General features: G+C 74.8%; 14 protein-coding genes and 2 pseudogenes. 11 read left to right on the plus strand and 5 right to left on the minus strand.

Features of this window, described 5'->3' with window-relative positions; genetic code table 11:
* Positions 1-40 precede the first annotated feature (40 nt).
* The 3 genes from OG435_RS37210 (at position 41) to OG435_RS37220 (ending at position 3,454) form a co-directional block, all read left to right on the plus strand.
* Complete coding sequence (locus tag OG435_RS37210; protein WP_266883907.1) at positions 41-1,285, plus strand: serpin family protein; 1,245 nt, start codon at positions 41-43, stop codon at positions 1,283-1,285.
* A gap of 73 nt (positions 1,286-1,358) precedes the next feature.
* Positions 1,359-2,573, plus strand: coding sequence for a serpin family protein (locus tag OG435_RS37215; RefSeq protein ID WP_266883909.1), 1,215 nt, complete (start codon positions 1,359-1,361; stop codon positions 2,571-2,573).
* Positions 2,570-3,454, plus strand: coding sequence for an aldo/keto reductase (locus OG435_RS37220; protein ID WP_266883911.1), 885 nt, complete (start codon positions 2,570-2,572; stop codon positions 3,452-3,454). The genes OG435_RS37215 and OG435_RS37220 overlap by 4 nt, the downstream gene beginning before the upstream one ends.
* 39 nt (positions 3,455-3,493) lie before the next feature.
* On the opposite strand, the gene OG435_RS37225 is transcribed toward OG435_RS37220, so the two are convergent.
* Together OG435_RS37225 and OG435_RS37230 are read right to left on the minus strand one after the other, a co-directional pair.
* Entirely contained in the window at positions 3,494-4,531 is a 1,038-nt protein-coding gene (locus tag OG435_RS37225) for a sugar kinase (protein ID WP_266883914.1), read from the minus strand.
* Positions 4,528-5,184 carry a bifunctional 4-hydroxy-2-oxoglutarate aldolase/2-dehydro-3-deoxy-phosphogluconate aldolase gene (locus OG435_RS37230; RefSeq protein WP_266883916.1) on the minus strand — a complete coding sequence of 219 codons (657 nt, stop codon included), beginning with the start codon at positions 5,182-5,184 and terminating at the stop codon, positions 4,528-4,530. The genes OG435_RS37225 and OG435_RS37230 overlap by 4 nt, the downstream gene beginning before the upstream one ends.
* Positions 5,185-5,264: 80 nt before the next feature.
* Here OG435_RS37230 and OG435_RS37235 point away from each other — a divergent pair, with 80 nt between their 5' ends.
* The gene (locus OG435_RS37235) at positions 5,265-6,062 is read left to right on the plus strand and encodes an IclR family transcriptional regulator (protein WP_266883918.1); all 798 of its coding nucleotides are present in this window, start codon (positions 5,265-5,267) and stop codon (positions 6,060-6,062) included.
* On the opposite strand, the gene OG435_RS37240 is transcribed toward OG435_RS37235, so the two are convergent.
* The gene (locus OG435_RS37240) at positions 6,059-8,107 is read right to left on the minus strand and encodes a tetratricopeptide repeat protein (RefSeq protein ID WP_266883920.1); all 2,049 of its coding nucleotides are present in this window, start codon (positions 8,105-8,107) and stop codon (positions 6,059-6,061) included. The two genes, OG435_RS37235 and OG435_RS37240, sit on opposite strands and share 4 nt — an antisense overlap.
* 171 nt (positions 8,108-8,278) lie before the next feature.
* A pseudogene (locus OG435_RS37245) lies at positions 8,279-8,611 on the minus strand (LD-carboxypeptidase); the annotation flags it as partial.
* Between the two features lie 259 nt (positions 8,612-8,870).
* Here OG435_RS37245 and OG435_RS37250 point away from each other — a divergent pair.
* The 5 genes from OG435_RS37250 (at position 8,871) to OG435_RS37270 (ending at position 15,065) form a co-directional block, all read left to right on the plus strand.
* Complete coding sequence (locus OG435_RS37250; protein WP_266883924.1) at positions 8,871-9,680, plus strand: alpha/beta fold hydrolase; 810 nt, start codon at positions 8,871-8,873, stop codon at positions 9,678-9,680.
* A 16-nt stretch (positions 9,681-9,696) separates the two neighbouring features.
* Entirely contained in the window at positions 9,697-10,206 is a 510-nt protein-coding gene (locus OG435_RS37255) for a helix-turn-helix domain-containing protein (protein ID WP_266883926.1), read from the plus strand.
* The gene (locus OG435_RS37260) at positions 10,199-10,621 is read left to right on the plus strand and encodes a DUF4180 domain-containing protein (RefSeq protein WP_266883928.1); all 423 of its coding nucleotides are present in this window, start codon (positions 10,199-10,201) and stop codon (positions 10,619-10,621) included. The genes OG435_RS37255 and OG435_RS37260 overlap by 8 nt, the downstream gene beginning before the upstream one ends.
* A gap of 76 nt (positions 10,622-10,697) precedes the next feature.
* A complete protein-coding gene (locus tag OG435_RS37265; RefSeq protein ID WP_266883930.1) occupies positions 10,698-12,374 on the plus strand; it encodes a sigma-70 family RNA polymerase sigma factor in 1,677 nt (558 codons plus the stop codon).
* Between the two features lie 135 nt (positions 12,375-12,509).
* Positions 12,510-15,065, plus strand: a complete 2,556-nt coding sequence (locus tag OG435_RS37270) for a Helicase associated domain protein (RefSeq protein ID WP_430625809.1) — start codon at positions 12,510-12,512, stop codon at positions 15,063-15,065.
* 24 nt (positions 15,066-15,089) lie between these two features.
* On the opposite strand, the gene OG435_RS37275 is transcribed toward OG435_RS37270, so the two are convergent.
* Entirely contained in the window at positions 15,090-16,481 is a 1,392-nt protein-coding gene (locus OG435_RS37275) for a glutamate decarboxylase (protein ID WP_266883932.1), read from the minus strand.
* A gap of 143 nt (positions 16,482-16,624) precedes the next feature.
* Here OG435_RS37275 and OG435_RS37280 point away from each other — a divergent pair, with 143 nt between their 5' ends.
* Positions 16,625-17,323 carry a PepSY domain-containing protein gene (locus tag OG435_RS37280; RefSeq protein WP_266883934.1) on the plus strand — a complete coding sequence of 233 codons (699 nt, stop codon included), beginning with the start codon at positions 16,625-16,627 and terminating at the stop codon, positions 17,321-17,323.
* A gap of 37 nt (positions 17,324-17,360) precedes the next feature.
* Positions 17,361-18,049: pseudogene (locus tag OG435_RS37285) on the plus strand (response regulator transcription factor).
* Positions 18,050-18,155: the final 106 nt, after the last annotated feature.

Here is an 18,155-nt window from a genome sequence, read left to right on the forward strand (position 1 = left end):
GACCCGGTCCGGCGGCGCCCCAACCCTTACGCTCCCCCGAATGAAGACGAAAACGGTAGGGGCGGTCAACGCGCTCACCTCCCGCTGGGCCGGACACGCGGCGGCGGACGGCACGGACACGGTGTTCACCGCCGCCGGGGTCTGGCCGCTGCTGGCCCTCCTCGCGGACGGCGCCGCCGGCCCCGCCCGGACCGAGCTGGAGCAGGCCCTCGGCATACCCGCCGACACCGCGGCCGAGGCCGCCCGGGAACTGCTGACCGCCCTGGACAGCGTACGGGGCCTGCGCGCGGCCACCGGCCTGTGGACGCGGCGGGACCTTCCGCTGGAGGCGGCCTGGTCGGCCCGGCTGCCCGCCGGGACCCGGGCCACCCTCAGCGGAGACGAGGACACCGACCGCAAGGCCCTGGACGCCTGGGCCACCGAACGCACCGACGGCCTGGTCGAGAAGATGCCGGTCCCCGTCGACGAGGAGACGCGCTTCGTGCTCGCCTCCGCCCTCACCCTGCGCACGCGGTGGATCCAGCCCTTCGAGGCCTGGACGACCGAGATCGGCGAAGGCCCCTGGGCTGGGCGGGAGGTGCAGGGCCTGAGCCGCAGTACGACCCTCCTCGACCGGGTCCGCGTGGCCCGGGCGCCCGGCGGCCCGGTGACCCTGCTGGAGGTGGTGGGCGACGGCGGGGTGGACGTCCACCTCGTCCTGGGCGAGCCGCAGGCCCCGCCGGGCCCCACCCTCCAGGCGGGCATCGCGGCCGTCACCCGGGCGATCCCGTCCACGGGCGCGAGCCTGCTGCCCGAGGGGAACCCGGGGCCGGGACTGCACATCCGGAGCGTCCGTTCGGAGAGCCGCGAACACCGGCTGCGGATCCACACGGTGGCCTTCGAGGTGGAGGCGGACAACGATCTCCTCGACCCGGCCCGGCTGTTCGGCCTGGAGAGCGCCCGCTCCACTCGGACCGGCCACTTTCCGGGCATCAGTGGCGAACCGCTCGCCGTCGGCTCCGCCGGGCAGTCGGCCGTGGCGCGCTTCCACTCCGAGGGTTTCGAAGCCGCCGCCGTGACGGCGTTCGCGGCGGCCGCCGGCTGCGCGGAGCCCCGGCTGAGGTACCGGGTCAGGCAGGCTCAGGTGGCCTTCCACCGCCCCTTCGGCTTCCTCGCCGTCCACCGGACCTCGCGCCTGGTGCTCGCCGCGGGCTGGGTGGCGGACGCCCTGCCGCCCGAGGAGTGGGACCACGAGGCGGAGGAGGCTGCGTACTGGGCGAACCTCGATGCCGAGAAATCGGATTGAGGAACAGGATGGACGGGACGGACGGGACGGAACGGTCCCGCTCCGCCCCGCCCTTCCCCGTACGCTCCGTTCCATGGACAACTCGACGGTGGAGGCGGTCAACCGCCTGACGGCACGGTGGGCGGCACAGTGGTCCGCGCGGTCCGAGGACGGGGCCGCGGCCGAAGGCACGGTCTTCACCGCCGCCGGGGTCTGGCCGCTGCTGGCCCTCCTCGCGGACGGCGCCGCCGGCCCCGCCCGTACCGAACTCCGGGAAACCCTCGGCATCCCCGCCGACACGGCGGCCGAGGCCGCCCGCGCGCTGCTGACCGCCCTGGACGGCGTACGGGGCCTGCGCGCGGCCACCGGCCTGTGGGCGCGGCGGGACCTTCCGCTGGAGGCGGCCTGGTCGGCCCGGCTGCCCGCCGGGACCCGGGCCACCCTCAGCGGAGACGAGGACACCGACCGCAAGGCCCTGGACGCCTGGGCCACCGAGCACACCGGCGGCCTCGTAGAGCGGATGCCGGTCGAGGCCGGTCCGCACATCCAGCTGGTCCTCGCCTCCGCGCTCGCGCTGAACCTGACCTGGGAACAGCCCTTCTCCGAACGGCAGGTGCGGCCGGCGCACGGCCCGTGGAGCGGGCGCGACCTGCGCGGGCTGGCCGTCACGCACGCCTTCCCCGAGCGGCTCCGGGTGGCCCGGGGGCCCTCCGGCCCGGTCACCCTGCTCCGCGTTCCCGGCGGTCCCGGCGCGCACGGCGCCCTCGGCGTGGACGTGCACCTGTTGCTCGGGGAGTCCGGGGCCGCGCCCGGGGACGTTCTGACGACCGGGATAGCCGAGGTCACCGGCGCGCTCGCCGCCTCGACCGCGAGGGAGCTTCCCGACGGCGCCGCGGGTCCCGGACTGTCGCTCAGCACCGTGGACTCCACCAGCCCCGACCCGGTGGCTCGGATCGCCACGGTGGCCTTCGACATCCGCGCCGAACACGATCTGCTCCTCCACTCCGAGCTGTTCGGGCTCACCTCCGCGGCCGCCCGCCCCGGCCACTTCCCCGGCATGTCCGCCGTCCCGCTCGCGGTCGGCTCCGCCCGCCAGTCGGCCGTGGCCCGCTTCCACGCCGAGGGGTTCGAGGCCGCGGCCGTCACCGCCGTCGGCATGTTCCGCGGGGCCGCGCGGGTGCGCTCGTACCGGGTCCGGCAGGCCGAGTTCGAGGTGGACCGGCCCTTCGGCTTCCTCGCCGTCGACCGGCGGTCCGGTCTCGTGCTGTTCGCGGGCTGGATCACCGACCCCGATATCCTCACCCGATGACTTCCGACAAGATCACCGCAGCCGACTCCGGCACCTGGCTCCTCGGCGACCTCCCGGTCCGCCGCATCGGGTTCGGAGCGATGCGTCTCACCCACCTCGCCGACGGCTCCCCCAGCGACCGGGACCGGGTGACCGGGGTGCTGAGGCGGGCGGTCGAGCTGGGCGTCAACCACATCGACACGGCCGCCTTCTACTTCTCCGCGACCCGCTCCGCCAACGAGCTCATCAACCGGGCCCTCGCCCCGTACGGCGACGAGCTGGTCATCACCACCAAGGTCGGGCCGGGCCGCGATGCCGCCGGCGACTGGTGGTGGGCCGCGCCCGGGCAGCTGCGCGGGCAGGTCGAGGAGAACCTGCGCCAGCTCGGCCGCGACCACCTGGACGTGGTCAACCTGCGCGTCCCGCGCCAGGCGGAGACCGGTTCGATCGCCGAGCACTTCGGCGCGCTCGCCGAGCTGCGCACCGCCGGGCTGATCCGGCACCTGGGCGTGTCCAACGTACGGCCGGACCACCTCGCCGAGGCGCGGGCCATCGCGCCCGTGGTCTGCGTGCAGAACGCGTACGGGATCGGTTCGCCGGCCGAGGAGCACGCCTTCCTCGACGCGTGCGGCGAGCAGGGCATCGCGTTCGTCCCCTTCTTCGCGATCGCGGGCGCGGGCAAGGAGGCCGGAGGGGTCACCGAGGAGGGTCCGGAGGTACGGGATCTCGCGCGGGCCCACGGGGTGTCCCCGGCCCAGCTCCGCCTGGCGTGGACGCTGAGCCGGGGCGCGCACGTCCTCGCCATCCCCGGCACCGGGAACCCGGACCACCTGGCCGAGAACGTCGCCGCCGGCGCCCTGCGGCTGTCCGCCGAGGACACCGCCCGGCTCGAAGCCGCGTAGGCCGTCCCTTTCGGATCCTGCCGGGCGGCGTCCCGCTCCCTACCGCTCGTGGACCGAGCCGTCGGCGAGGGTGTCGGCCCGGTGGGCGGCCGCCAGGGCGGCCGTCTCGGTGAAGTGCGGGACGCGGCCGGTGCCGCCGCGGCCGGACACGGAGAGGGAGGCGGCCGCCATCGCGTACGCGACGGAGTCCGCGAGGCTGTCGCCGAGGGCGAGCCGGGCGGTGGCGGTGCCGGTGAAGCAGTCCCCGGCGCCGGTCGCGTCGACCGGATCGGGATTGACCGGAACGGGGAGGTACGCCGCCCGCGTGCCGTCGTCCAGCAGCAGCCGGTCGGCGCCCGCGGTGACCGCGACGGTTCGGGCGCCCAGGGCCCGGTAGCGGGCGGCGGCCTCGGCCGGGTCGTCGGTGTCGACCATGGCCAGCGCGTCGGCCGGGCAGGAGGTCTTCAGCAGCCCGGCCAGCGGGGCGATGCGGGCCAGCAGTGTCCGGGCGTCGTCCCGACCGGTCAGCCGGGAGCGGAAGTTGGGATCGTAGGAGAGGTGCCCGCCGGCCGCGTGCACGGTCTCGGCGGCGAGCAGGACGGCCTCGCGGCTGCTGGGCGACAGGGCGCCGGTGATGCCGCTGGTGATGAGGGCCTTGGAGCTCGTCAGCAACTCCCGCCAGGACTCCACGTGTTCCACCGAGAGGGTGGATCCGGCGCTGCCGGTGCGCCAGTACACGAACTCGCGGTCGCCCTCGGTGTCGGCGCACAGCAGATAGGCGCCGTTCGGGCGCGGGGAGCGGCGTACGTGGGAGACGTCCACGCCCAGTTCGGCGGCGCGGGCCAGCAGCGGGACGCTCAGCTCGTCCTCGCCGACCACGGCGAGCAGGGCGGTGCGGGCTCCGGCGGCGACTGCGGCGGCCGCGGCGTTGAGGGCGTCCCCGGAGAAGGAGACACGGGCGGGGGTTCCGTCGGCGGCGTCCCGCAGGGCCGTCCCGGTGTGGATCTCGACGAGGACCTCGCCGAGGACGAGGACGTCGTACCCCTGCGTCCCGCTCGTGGCCACGGCGGCCCCGGTCCCGATGCCGGCCCCGCTCACGGCCGGGGCTCCGTGCCCGCGCAGGAGCCGCAGCAGGGCTGGGCGAGGTCGGTGAAGACGGCGGCCAGTTCGCCCGGGTCGGCGGGCAGGCCGCTGCCTATCCCGACGGCGGCGGCCCCGGCGGCGAGCCAGTCGCGGACCTCGCCCGGCGCGATCCCGCCGGTCGGGATGATCAGGGCGTCGGGGAGGACCGCCTTGAGGGAGCGGATGAAGGCGGACCCGCCCACGTGGGCAGGGAACACCTTCGCCGCGCCGCCCGCACGGACCGCGGAGGCGATCTCGCCGGGGGTGAAGCCGCCCTCGATGAAGACGGCCCCGCGCTCCAGGGCGACCTCGCGGACCTCGGGAGCCGGGTACGGGGAGATGAGGAAGGCGGCGCCCGCGTCGAGCGCGGTCCGCGCGGCCACCGCGGTGGTGACGGTGCCGACTCCGATGACGGCGGGCCGTCCCCGCGCGTCGGTGAGCGGCACGGTGCGGGCCACGGCCTCGGCCCAGCCGGGGGTGGAGGTGGTGAGTTCCACGGCGCGGCAGCCCGCGGCGAGCAGGGCGGTGGCCTGGCGGACGGCCTCGTCCGCGTCGGCGTTGCGCAGGACCGGCAGCAGGCGCTGCGCGGTGATGGCCGCATACGGGTGACAGGACAAAGCAGCCTCCATTTGTTCCACCTAATGGAACTTGGTATCGTGTAACGGAACTTATGATGCAGACCATACCCACCTCGGGAGACCCGTTGTCCATGGATGGAAGGCCCGAGAACCCGGAGGGCGAAAGCCCGGCCCGCGGAGGCCGGACCTCCGCGGCGGGTACGGCGCTCGAGAAGTCGATGCGGATCCTGGAGGCCGTGGCCGCGCCCGGCGGCCCGCACCGGCTCACCGATGTCATGGCGGCGGCGGCCGTGCCGAAGTCGAGCACCTTCCGCATCCTGGCCTCGCTGATCGAGCAGGGCTTCGTACGCTCCGAGGGCGAGAGCCGCTACGGCGTCGGCCCCCGGCTGCGCGGGCTGTCCGCCCTGGTCAGCGGCGGGGAGCCGGCCAGCATCGAGCAGATCCTGCGGGAACTGCAGGAGGCCACCGGACAGGCGGTCCACCTCGCGCTGCACAGCGGGGAGACCATCACCTACATCCGGAAGCTGGAGAGCGAGCAGCAGCCCTTCCAGACGACCTCGCGGATCGGCATGCGGATGCCGCTGCACACGACCGCGATCGGCAAGAGCATCCTGGCCGCGCTCCCCGCGGCCGAGGCCCGCGAGCTGGTCGCGGCGGCCGGGCTGCCCCGGCGCACGCCCCACACGCTCACGACGCGGCGGGCCCTGGAGGCGGAGCTGGAGGGGGTGCGGGGGCGGGGTTTCGCCGTGGACGACGAGGAGAACGAGGCGACCATCCGCTGCATCGGCGCCGCGATCCTCGACACCGGCGGCCGGCCGATCGGCGGAGTCAGCATCACCACCGTCACGTTCCTGGTCTCCCGCACGGAGATCGAGGCCTACGCGCCCGCCCTGCTCGCCGCCACCCGGGCACTGGCCCCGCTGCTCTAGGCCCGGTCGGCGGTACGAGCCCGGCCGGCGGCCCGGTCCAGCAGTTCCCGGGCCGTCCGCAGGTGCCGGTGGCCCGGTTCCAGGACGGACTCGGCCCGCGCCAGGGCGCCGGTCAGTACCTCCGCGGCCTCGGGAGCCCGGTCCCGGGCGAGCAGGGCGCGGGCCCATTCCAGGCGGGAGTAGAACGCGTGCGGGTGGTCCTCGCCGAGCACCCTGGTCCGGTCCGCGGTGAGCTCCGCCCAGGCCTGCGCCGCCTCGGCGGTGCGCCCAGCACGGGCAGCCAACGCCGCCATGCTGCTCCGGACGGCGAGGGTGTGCGGATCGTCGGGCCCGATCCCCTCGGCGGCCTCCGCCTCGGCCAGCAGCTCCCCCAACGCGGCTTCCGCGGCAGCCGGTTCCCCCGGCCGGAACCAGATCAGACTGCGCCGGGTCGCCAGCACCTGCGGGTGCCCGGCGCCCTGGACCCGCAAGCGGTCGGCCAGCAGCCCTTCCAACTGCTGGGCTGCCGCGCGGGGGTCGCCGCCCTCTCCGGTGAAGTAGGCGAGCTGGTGACGCGCCGCCAGGGTGTCCGGGTTGTCGGGCCCCAGTACCTCCAGGGCATCCACGAGCAGCTCCGCGAACTGGGCCGCCGCGGCCAGGTGGTTCCCGGACTCTCCTACGAAGAAGGCCAGTTGATGCCGCGCTGCCAAGGTGTCGGGGTGCGTGGGCCCGAGCCGGCCGGCACGCCGGCGGGCGATCCCGGCGAGATCTGCGGCGGCCCGGCGCGGTTTCCCGGAGTCCCCGATGGCGGTGGCGAGCGGGAGTTCGGCGCCGGGGACGCCGCCGCGCGAGGCGAGGCCGAGGGCCTCGACGGCCCGCGCGAGGCGGCCGTCCTGATGGGCGACGAGCCCCATGTCGTAGGCGTCGGCCGGTTCCACCAGGGCGAGCAGCCCGCGCCACAGGTGGTCGGGCACCGGACCACTGCCCGGCGCGTTCAACAGGTAGTCGAACGCGGTGAATCCGGCTCCGAAGTTGCCGATGAGCAGTCCGCTCGTGGCGTAGGCGGCGGCGCAGGCCCACTCCATGGCCTCGGCGAACGGCTCGGGCTGGAGGTCCCCGCCGCCGCGGGCCGCCAGGTAGGGGGCGTGCAGCTCGCGCAGCCACGCGCGGCTCACCGGGCGGCGCAGTCCGGCCCGGCGGCAGTCCACCGCCGCCGCGACCACGGCCGCGCCGCGCGGATTGGCGCCCGGGGCCCAGGCGTTCTCCCAGGCCGCCAGGAGTTCCGGTCCGGCCGCCAGCACCTCGGCGACCCCGAACCGCTCGCCCGCGCGCAGCGCGGCCCCGATGCGCGGATCGCCCCGGTGGGCGGCGGCCCGGCCGCGCTCCGCGCTGGACCAGTGCCGGGGCAGCCGGATGACTGCCGCCTGGTGGAGCAGGTCGCGCTGGGCCCGCCAGGCATCCCGGTCGGATCCGGTGAGCCGGCTCTCCTCGCGGGCGTCGTAGCGCCGGTACTCCTGGACCCGCATGGTCGCGATGACCACCGCCGTGCGCAGGGAGGCCAGTTGCGCGGCGTTGAGGCCGCCCGCGCCGAGGTGGTCCTCCAGGTCGTCCAGCCACAGCACGGCGCGGCGCCGCCGCCCGGCGATCCGTACGGCTTCGGGCAGTGCGGCGCGGGAGAGCGGGCGGACGAAGGCGTGCCGGGGGTAGCGGGTGCGGGCCACCTCGTAGGCGAGCCGCGTCTTGCCCGCCGTGGACTCCCCCACCACGAGGACGAACCGCGTCCGGTCCAGGGCCGCGCGCAGCCCCGGTTCGGCGTCGCGCCGGATGTACGCGGGCGGGTCCGCGGGGGCCTCCGCCGGGTGGGCTCCGGCCAGTTCGGGGCGGTCCACCTGGCGCAGCAGCGGAATCCGGCCCGCCGCCGTGCGCAGCAGCTGCCCGGCGGCCCGGGGGTCGGCACCCTCGCCGGGAGGCCGCATCCGCTCGGCGGCGAGTCCGGACAGCGTGGTGACGGCCGCGCCGATCCCGGCGGCCCAGGGCCCCGAGGTCCACACCGCCGCCAGCGCCACCGCACCTGCTCCGAGCCCTACCGAACCGAGGTATCCGGCCCAGCCCCTCGCCCGGCCGGATCCCCTCAAGAGCAACGCCGACATGCCGCCCCCAACACGTCCCGTGGGACCACATTGTGCCCCGGACCCGGCCGGGGGAACCCCAACGGGATGACGGGCGGCGGATGTTCGTCAGTACGTGACGAAGACGCGGCGGGCCGGGCCGTCCACCCGGACCCGGCCCCCGACGGGGATCACGAGCTGCGGGTCGGTGTGCCCGAGGTCCACGTCGAAGACGGCCATGGTGCCGGGGGCGTAGTCGGCGAGGGCCCGCAGGACGGCCTCGCGCTGTTCGCGGCGGTAGCGCTCCCGCTCCTCGGCCCCGTGGGGCTTCTCGAAGGACCAGCTCTTCGCCCGGCCCATCAGAAGGGCGGGGAACTGCCGGAGCAGTCCGCGCTCCCCCATGCCGCGCAGGATCCAGTAGACCTCTTGGGCGCGCGGCATGTCCTCCGAGGTCTCCAGGAACTCCTCCCGGAGTCGGCGCAGCCCCAGTTCGTAGGGCTGCGGGAAGAGCCCGGGCAGACCGGCCGAAGGCGAGAGCACCGCGACGCGGTCTCCGGGGCAGGGCTTGGCGGGGTAGCGGGGATCCTTCATCCGATGATCCTACGAGGGGTCCCGACCGCAGCCGAACCGGTCTTCCCGGGGCCATGGCCCCTCTCGCCCTCTCACCCCCGCGCCCCCTCGCCCCTCTCACCGGAGGCGGCCGTGTGATCGAATCGGTGGCATGACCACCGAGTTGATACCCGTCGCCGATGGAGGCCGCATCTGGGCCGAGCGGGCCGGCGACGGCCCCCCGCTCGTCCTGCTCCACGGATCGGTCCACGACAGCCGCCTGTGGGACCGCGTCTTCGCCACCTTGGCACGACACCGCACCGTGGTGCGTTACGACGCCCGCGGCCATGGCCGCTCGACGCCTCCGACCGGGCCCTTCCGTTACGAGGACGACCTGCTGGCGGTCCTGGACCGGTTCGACTTCCGGACCGCGGGGCTCGTCGGGTTGAGCATGGGGGGCGAGGTCGCGCTCGACTTCGCCCTGGAACACCCGGAGCGGGTCCGGTCGCTGACGCTGATCGCGGCGTCCGCCGGTGGGCACGAGTGGCCCCGGAGTCCCGAGACGGACGCGTACGCCGCGGCACGCCGCGGATCGGTCGGCCGTCGCACCGCCGAGCTGGAGCTAGCGCTCTGGGCGAGCCTGGGCGACCGGGCCCCCGGTTTCGAGGTCATCGAGCCCATGGTGCGGGAGAACGCCGAAGCCGGAGCCGCCGCGGAGAAGGGACACGCCCTCGACCCGGCCGAGGACGCGGTCGGCGGTCTGGACCGGATCGGGGTTCCGACCGTGGTCGCCGTCGGTGATCACGACCACCCCGAGATCCGCGTCATCGCCGATCGCCTCGCCGACGGCATCCCCGGCGCGCGGCTGGAGGTGGTCGTCGGCGCCGATCACTACCTGCCGCTGCGGGCTCCCGGGCGACTCCTCGAACTCCTCCTCCGGATTCCCCAAACTTCCCTATCAGAAGGCATCCTCACCTCTTAGGGTAGGATCCGGATGTATGAGTGACGAAGGACGCGAGCTCTACTCGGTCGGCGAGGTCGCCGAGCTGCTCGGGCTGCACGTGCGCACCGTCCGGAACTACGTGCGCGACGGCCGGCTCAAAGCCGTCCGGATCGGCAAGCAGTACCGGATCAGCCGGGCGGACTTCGAGGCCCTGACGAGCCGCCCCGCCCCCGCCGCCGCCGAGGATCCCGGTGCCACCGGGGAGACCCCGCGGCGGCACGTGGAGGTGTCGAGCATCGTGCAGATCGACGCGATCGGCCCCGACGCGGCGAGCCGGCTCGCGAACCTCGTCACGGCGAGCGCGCAGTCCCCGCGGGCCACCCCGGCGGCCCTGCGCGTCCAGACGGTCTACGACAAGGAGCGGGCCCGTATGAAGATCGTGATCCTCGGCGACGCCGCCACCACCGCCGATCTGCTGAACCTGGTCGATGGGGTGCTCGGCCCGGGCAACGGCATGGGGAACGACCTCGACACCCACGACGCGGCGGGGGCGCACCATGGCTGACCTCCTCGTGGAACACCACGGCGTGCCGGTCCTGGTCTGCGCCGCCGACGGCCCGCCGGTCGCCACCGAGCAGGACGCGCTCGACCAGCTCATCGGCGGCGCCTTCTACCGGACCGACATCGTCGCCGTCCCGGTGGAACGCCTGGACGCCGGCTTCTTCGACCTGCGCAGCGGGCTCGCCGGGGCCATCATGCAGAAGTTCGTGAACTATCACGTCCGCCTGGTGGTCGTGGGCGACCTCTCGCACCACCTGGAGGCCAGTACGGCCCTGCGCGATCTCGTACGGGAGTCGAACGAGGGCCGCCACATCTGGTTCCTGCCCGACCTGGACGCCCTGGCCGCCCGCCTCGCCCCGGCCGGCGAAACGGGCCCGGGCACTCCGGATTCCGCATCCGCGGAATCGTTCGGCGGATAAGCGTTATCGAAGTCCCCCTCGACGGTCTCCCAGGTATTGGGCATCATCGAGCGCCGGTACGGACAGGGACTTTTCTATGAGCACTCAGCACACGGCAGCGCTGGTCGCCGCGGCCCGCGCGGGCGACCCCCGCGCGCAGGACGACCTGGTCAGCGCCTATCTGCCGCTGGTCTACAACATCGTCGGGCGGGCCCTGAACGGGTCCGTCGACGTGGACGACGTGGTCCAGGACACGATGCTGCGGGCACTCGACGGGCTGGGCGGCCTGCGCGACGACCACAGCTTCCGGTCCTGGCTGGTCGCGATCGCCATGAACCGGGTCCGCGCCCACTGGCAGGCCCGGCGCAGCGCCCCCGGCGAAAGCGGCCTCGAAGCCGCCTGGGAGCTCGCCGATCCGGGCGCCGACTTCGTGGACCTGACCGTCCTACGGCTCCAGCTGGAGGGCCAGCGGCGCGAGACGGCCCGTGCCACGCGCTGGCTGGAGCCCGACGACCGGGCGCTGCTGTCCCTGTGGTGGCTGGAGTGCGCCGGGGAGCTGACGCGCGCGGAGATGGCGCAGGCCCTGGAGCTGTCCCCGCAGCACACCGCGGTACGGGTGCAGCGGATGAAGGCACAGCTGGAGGCGGCCCGGGTGGTGGAGCGGGCGCTGGGCGCCCAGCCGCCCTGCGAGGAGCTGCGGGCGATGGCGGGGAGCTGGGACGGCCTGCCGTCGGCCCTGTGGCGCAAGCGAATAGCCCGCCACGCCCGAGAGTGCCTGCACTGCGCCGGTCTGTGGAACGGCCTGGTCCCGGCCGAAGGGCTGCTGGCCGGGCTGGCGCTGCTGCCGGTCTCGGCGGCGCTGGTCGCGGGCGTACGGGCCGCCCTGGACTCCGGCTTCACCTCCGCGGGCCTGGCCACCACGGCTTCGGCGTACGGCGCTGGCGGTGGAACGGGCGGGGACGGGACCAGTGGCACAGGCGGTGACGCGAGCGCCGGAGGCGGCGAAGCGCAGTTCGCCGTCACCCCCGGCCCCGGCGACGGGCGTGCCTCGCTGCGCAAGTTGCGGCGCACCCGCGGCCGGCGCCGGGTGATCGGCGGGGCGGTGCTCGCCGCCTGTGTCGTGGGAGGCGGGCTGACCTACCTCGGCACCCGGCCCGGCACCGACCCCGTCGAGGCACCTCCGGCCGCGCTCGTGGCACCGGAATCGGGGACCGCGCTGTCCCCGGAGCCGGCCTCCCCCACCCCGAGCCTCTCGGTGTCCGCCTCCCCGAGCACCTCGGCGAGCCCCGGCCCGAGCCCCACGCCGACGCCGAGTCCGACGCCCACGCCCACCCCGAAGCCCAGCCCGAAGACCACCCCGCCGAAGAAGCCCGCTCCCGCCCCGCCGGGCGGCAGCACCGCCGCCCAGGTGATATCCCTGGTCAACTCCGAGCGCGCGAAGGCCGGCTGCGGGCCGCTCAAGGAGGACGCGCAGCTGCGTACGGCCGCCCAGGGACACTCCGACGACATGGCGCGGCGGGACTTCTTCTCGCACACCAACCCGGACGGCGCGGACCCGGGCAAGCGGACCACCGCCGCCGGGTACCGCTGGTCCACCTACGGGGAGAACATCGCCCTGGGCCAGCGGACCGCGGCCCAGGTGATGGATTCCTGGATGAAGAGCCAGGGCCACCGCGAGAACATCCTCAACTGCTCCTTCAAGGACATCGGCGTGGGCATCCACCAGGGCGCCGGCGGCCCGTGGTGGACGCAGAACTTCGGCGCCCGGATGTAGCACCTCCCGGCCCGGCCCCGCTGCCCCGCACCGCGCTCCACCGCGTCCACCACCCCCGCCCACCCGATCTCCCCGCAATGATTCAAAATGGGGGCAAGATAGGAGCTGGAAGCAAACCGGCAGATCACGGCGGAGGTGGGGCGCATCAGCAGGCAGAAGCTCCGTCCGCACCAGCGCGAGGCCGTCGACGCCGCCGTGCGGGCGCTGGAACTGCCCGCCGGGCGCAGGGTCCCACGGACCGGGCTCCGTACGCAGGTCATCATGGCGACGGGCTCCGGCAAGTCGCTGGTCGCCGTGCACACGGCCGAGGAACTGCGGGCCGGCCGGGTGCTGGTGCTGGTGCCCTCGCTGGACCTCCTCGTGCAGACCGCGGCGGCCTGGCGCGAGGGCGGCCGCACCGGCCGCGCCTTCGCCGTGTGCTCGCTGCGCGCCGAGGACGCGGGGGTGCCCACCACCACCGACCCGGCCGAACTGGCCGGCTGGGCGGGCCCGCCCGTCGTCCGGGTCACGGTGTACGCCACCTACGCCTCGCTCGGCCTGGGCACCATCGAGCGCGCGCACCGCGAGGGGCTGCCCGGCTGGGACCTGGTCGTGGTCGACGAGGCGCACCGGACCTCGGGACGCATCGGCAAGCCCTGGGCGGTGGTGCACGACAACGTCCGGATCCCCTCGGTCCGCCGGCTGTACATGACGGCCACGCCCCGGGTCTGGCAGGACGGCGAGGATCCCGGGTCCGCCGAGGGCGAGGAGCCCGGCGAGGGCTCCGACCGGCCGGAGGCGGTGCGCGGCCGGGGCGACCTGGTGGCCTCCATGGAGGACGATCCGGACGGGCCGTTCGGCGCGCGCTGCTACACCCTGACCCTCTCGGAGGCCGTCGACCGGGGCATCTGCGCGCCCTATCGGGTGGTCTGCGTGGACGTCAGCGATCCGGAGTTCCAGGCGGCCGTGCTGCTCGGCCCGGACGGGCGCTCCGACGCCGTGCGCGGGGTGCGGCTCGCGGCGCTCCAGACGGCGCTGGTGACGGCGGCCGTGAAGCAGGGGTTCCGGCGCACGCTGGTCTTCCACCACCTGACCAAGGAGGCCGAGGCCTTCGCGGCCGGTCTGCCGGCGGTCGCCGACCGGCTGCGCACGGCGAGTTGGGCCCCGCGGCCGGTGTACCCCCGTACCGTCTGGGCGGACTGGCTGTGCGGGCAGCACACCGCGGCGCACCGGCGCCGGGTGCTGGGCGCCTTCGCGGACGAGCGGATCGCGGACAAGGCCTTCCTGGGCAGCGTCCGGGTGCTGGGCGAGGGGGTGGACACCAAGGAGTGCGACTCGGTCTTCTGGGCCGACGTGCGGGGTTCCATGCCCGACCTGGTGCAGGCCGTCGGCCGGGCGCTGCGCATCCGGCCCGGGGAGGGCAAGGTCGCCTCGCTCGTGGTGCCGGTGCTGCTGGGGCCGGGCGAGTCCCCCGAGACGATGCTGACCTCACGGGCGTACGGGGACCTCGCGCGGCTGCTGGAGGCGCTACGGGCCCACGACACCCGGCTCGTCGAATCCCTGGCGCAGCCCCAGGCCCCGAGCCGGCGCACGGCGCAGGGCGCGGCGGAGGCCGTGGGCGGTTCCGGTCTGCGCGGCGGCGCGCAGTCCCTGCTGAGCTTCTCCACCCCGCGCGACCCGGCGCTGCTGGCCGCCTTCGTCCGGCTGCGCGTCCTGCACCCGGAGCACGAGCACTGGCGGCGCGGGGTGGAGGCCGCCCGGATCTACGCCGGGCTCGCCGGTGACCTCAAGGTGCCGTTCGCGTTCAAGGTGCCCGCGGACGGGGGCGCGGGGGCCGACACGCCCGCGCCCGCGGACGGGGGCACGGAGGCCGAGACGCCCACGCCCGCCGCGGAGGACCGGGAAGCCGGGGCCCTGTGGCCGCCGGGGCTGGCCCGGTTCCCGCTCGGCCAGTGGATCGCGGATGCCCGGCGCACGTACCGCCGCGGGGCGCTCGGCCACCGCCGGGTGGCGCAGCTCGACGAACTGGGCATGGTGTGGAGCCACTTCGACGTGGCGTTCGAGGGGGGGCTCGCGGCGGCGAGCGGCTGGGCGGCCGAGCACGGTCACCTGCTGCCTCCCGTGGACGCCACCTGGCGCGGCGCCCCGGTCGGGGTCTGGGTCAAGAACCAGCGGGCGGCGGCCCGCCGAAAGGGCCCGGGCGCCCTGTCCGAGGAGCGCCGGGAGGCCCTGGAGGCCGTCGACGCCTCCTGGTGTCCGTCCTGGGAGATCTCCTGGCAGCGGGCCTTCCACCTGACCCGGGTCCACCTGGACGCGGGCGGCCGGCTCCCGGCGCGCCCCGGGGAGGCCGTGGTCCAGGGCGAGGACCTCGGCGTGTGGCTGCGCGGCCAGCGCGCGTCCTGGGAGCGCCTGGCCTGGGCCCAGCGCTGGCTGCTGGAGCACACCCTCGGGGTGGTCCCGGCCGAGGGCGCGGACCGGCCGAAGCCCCGGGTGGCCCATGCCGACGCGTGGGCCGCCCATCTGGAGGCGGCCCGGCGGTTCCACGAGCGCGAGCGGCACCTGCGGGTGCCCCGTACGCACGTGGAGCGGGTCGGCGACCGGGACCTGCGGCTCGGCTCCTGGATCGCCAACCAGCGCTCCCGCGCCGCGTCCCTCACCCGGGAGCGGACGGCGGCGCTGACGGAGCTGGGGATGCGCTGGTCGGCGTCCTGAGCGCCGGACCCGTCCCGTCGGCCGTCAGTGGTGGAAGCCGGACCGGGGCGGCGCCGCGGGCGTGGGCTGCGGGTGCGCGACCAGGTGTTCCACGGCGCCCCGCAGGTCGGAGACGAGCAGTGCGATCTGGTCCCGGGTCACCCCGTGCCGGATCAGGACCCGCTGGATGACCGTGTCGTCGCGTTCGGCGGGCAGCGGGTACGAGGGCACCTGCCAGCCGCGCATGCGGAGCCGGTCGGAGAGGTCGTAGAGGGTGAAGCCCGCTCCCTGCGGATCGGTGAGCCGGTAGGAGACGGCGGGCAGCGCGCCCTGGCCGTCGTAGAGGAGGGTGAAGGGGCCGATGGTCTCGATCTCCCGGGCCAGGTACTGGGCGGTGTCGGCGCAGGCCTGCTGGACCCGGCGGTAGCCGCCCCGGCCCAGTCGCAGGAACAGGTAGTACTGGGCGATGATCTCGCCGCCCGGCCGGGAGAAGTTGAGGGCGAAGGTGGGCATGTCCCCGCCGAGGTAGTCCACGGAGAAGACGAGGTCGGCCGGCAGCAGATCGGCGGTGCGCCAGACGATCCAGCCGACGCCCAGCGGGGCGAGGCCGTACTTGTGCCCGGAGGTGTTGACGGAGGCCACGCGCGGCAGCCGGAAGTCCCAGACCACGTCGGGGTGGAGGAAGGGGGCCACGAAGCCGCCGCTGGCGGCGTCCACGTGGATCGGGATGTCCCAGCCCCTCTCGGCCTGGATCCGGTCGAGTTCGGCGGCGATCTCGGCGACGGGCTCGTAGACGCAGGTGTAGGTGACCCCGAGGATGGCGACGACGCCGATGGTGTTCTCGTCGACGTTCGCGGCGAGCTGCTCGGGGCTCAGGCCGGTGGCTCCGGGCAGCAGGGGGAGCTGGCGGAGCTCGACGTCGAAGTACCGGGCGAACTTCTCCCAGCAGACCTGGACGGGCCCGCACACCAGGTTCGGCCGGTCGGTGGGCAGTCCGGCGGCGCGTCGGCGCTCGCGCCAGCGCCACTTGAGGGCGAGGCCGCCGAGCATGGCGGCCTCGCTGGAGCCTGTGGTGGAGCAGCCGGTGCCGGTGGTGCCGGAGGGGGCGTTCCACAGGTCGGCCAGGATGTTGACGCAGCGGGCCTCGATCTCGGCCGTCTGCGGGTACTCGTCCTTGTCGATCATGTTCTTGTCGAGGCACTCGTTCATCAGCCGGTGGACCCCGTCGTCCGACCAGGTGGTGCAGAAGGTGGCCAGGTTCTGGGCGGCGTTGCCGTCGAGGAGCAGCTCGTTGTGGAGGAGCTCGTAGACCACCTCGGAGGGCGAGTGGTCCTCGGGCATCCGGTACTTGGGGAGGATCTCGCCGCTGAGGACGGACGCGAACACGTCCGTCTCGGCGTCGCGGGCACGCAGGTCCTTCGTCTCATGGAGAGCCATATCGGGACTATAACGGGATGGATAGGGATCTAACCTGACAGATCATCCTGAAGTCGTCTTCAGGATGCTTCAGGGAGGATTCAGGAGGGCCTCCGAGAGTGGAGTCATCACCAGCCGGTGAGACAGCCGCTCGGGAGGGCCCCATGAACGTCCGCACGACCGCCACCGCGAAGACCCCGGCCACCGCCCGCCGCCGCCTGCCGGCCGCCGCCCTCGTGGCCGGGGCCCTCGTCCTCTCACTGACCGCCTGCGGCGGCGCGGGCTCCGACCCCGGCGTGGACAAGGCCCGCGCCGCCGGCAACGCGGCCCCGGCCGCGGCCGCGGCCGCCGTACCCCCCACCGCCCCCGAATCGCCCGCGACGGCTCCGGAGCGGGGCCCCGCCGAACAGGGCGGGCCCAAGACCTCCCGCGCCCAGGCCATGGCGACCGCCGAGAAGGCGGTGCCCGGCGGCAGGATCACGGACGTGGAGCTGGAGACCGAGGACGGCACCCAGGTCTGGGAGATCGACGTCATGACCGCCGAGCCCCGCGTGCACAACCTCACCGTGGACGCGGCCACCGGCGCGCTGCTGGGCAACCGGGCCGACCGGATGCCGGATCGCGCGCGCCAGTACCTGGAGATCCCGCTCGCCGAACTGGACGCCGCGAGCGTGGACCGGGAGGACGCCGTCCGCACCGCCGTGGCGAAGGCCGGCGGGGGCTTCGTCCGCGAACTGTCCATCGAGGGCACCGAGGCCAGGCCGCTGTGGCAGATCGAGGTCAGTGACGGCTCCGTCCGGCACGAGATCGACATCGACGCGAAGACGGGCGAGGTGACCAGCCACCAGAAGGAGTCGAAGTGACCCCTCACCAATAGGTAGGATCCGGACAATAGGCAGCATATTGATCGTCGAGGACGAGGTCTCCCTGACCTCCGTCCTGCGCCGCGGATTCGAGGCCGAGGGGCTCCGGGTCGACGTGGCCCACGACGGGCACGAGGGCCTGCGGCTCGCGCTCACCGGCGCCCACGACGCGATCGTCCTCGACGTGATGCTGCCCGGCCTCGACGGACACCGCGTGTGCCGGACCGTACGGGCCGCCGGTCTCTGGACGCCGATCCTGATGCTGACCGCCCGGGACAGCGAGTACGACGAGGCCGAGGGCCTCGACACCGGCGCCGACGACTACCTCACGAAGCCCTTCTCCTACCTGGTGCTCCAGGCGCGCCTGCGCGCCCTGCTGCGCCGCGGGGGCGCCGCCCGGCCGGCCGTCGTCGAGGCGGGCGACCTCGTCCTGGAGCCCGACAGCAAGAGGTGCACGCGGGCCGGGCCGAGATCCCGCTCACCGCCAAGGAGTTCGACCTCCTCGCGGTGCTCGCGCGGCGTCCGGGGGTCACGGTCTCCAAGGGCGCACTGCTGGAGGAGGTCTGGGACCTGCCCGCGGACAGCGATCCGAACGTGGTGGAGGTGCACGTGAGCGCGCTGCGCCGCAAGCTCCAGGACCCCTTCGGGGACACCGCGCCGCCCCTGCTGCACACCGCCCGCGGGATCGGCTACCGCCTCGTCCCGCGGCCCGCCGCGACCCCGTGAAGCGCCGGCGGCGGCGACTGCCCCGACTCCCCGGATTCTCCCGGCTCCCCGGCCTCCCCCGGTCCCCCCGGCTTCCCCGATTCCGGCTCCCGCTCGGCTCGGTCCG

It is taken from the genome of Streptomyces sp. NBC_01264, assembly GCF_026340675.1.
Lineage (GTDB): Bacteria > Actinomycetota > Actinomycetes > Streptomycetales > Streptomycetaceae > Streptomyces.

Coding starts and splice junctions, on each gene's coding strand:
- OG435_RS37210 (WP_266883907.1), top strand. CDS start 41: ATGAAGACGAAAACGGTAGGGGCGGTCAACGCGCTCACCTCCCGCTGG.
- OG435_RS37215 (WP_266883909.1), top strand. CDS start 1,359: ATGGACAACTCGACGGTGGAGGCGGTCAACCGCCTGACGGCACGGTGG.
- OG435_RS37220 (WP_266883911.1), top strand. CDS start 2,570: ATGACTTCCGACAAGATCACCGCAGCCGACTCCGGCACCTGGCTCCTC.
- OG435_RS37230 (WP_266883916.1), bottom strand. CDS start 5,184: ATGGAGGCTGCTTTGTCCTGTCACCCGTATGCGGCCATCACCGCGCAG.
- OG435_RS37235 (WP_266883918.1), top strand. CDS start 5,265: ATGGATGGAAGGCCCGAGAACCCGGAGGGCGAAAGCCCGGCCCGCGGA.
- OG435_RS37250 (WP_266883924.1), top strand. CDS start 8,871: ATGACCACCGAGTTGATACCCGTCGCCGATGGAGGCCGCATCTGGGCC.
- OG435_RS37255 (WP_266883926.1), top strand. CDS start 9,697: ATGAGTGACGAAGGACGCGAGCTCTACTCGGTCGGCGAGGTCGCCGAG.
- OG435_RS37260 (WP_266883928.1), top strand. CDS start 10,199: ATGGCTGACCTCCTCGTGGAACACCACGGCGTGCCGGTCCTGGTCTGC.
- OG435_RS37265 (WP_266883930.1), top strand. CDS start 10,698: ATGAGCACTCAGCACACGGCAGCGCTGGTCGCCGCGGCCCGCGCGGGC.
- OG435_RS37275 (WP_266883932.1), bottom strand. CDS start 16,481: ATGGCTCTCCATGAGACGAAGGACCTGCGTGCCCGCGACGCCGAGACG.
- OG435_RS37280 (WP_266883934.1), top strand. CDS start 16,625: ATGAACGTCCGCACGACCGCCACCGCGAAGACCCCGGCCACCGCCCGC.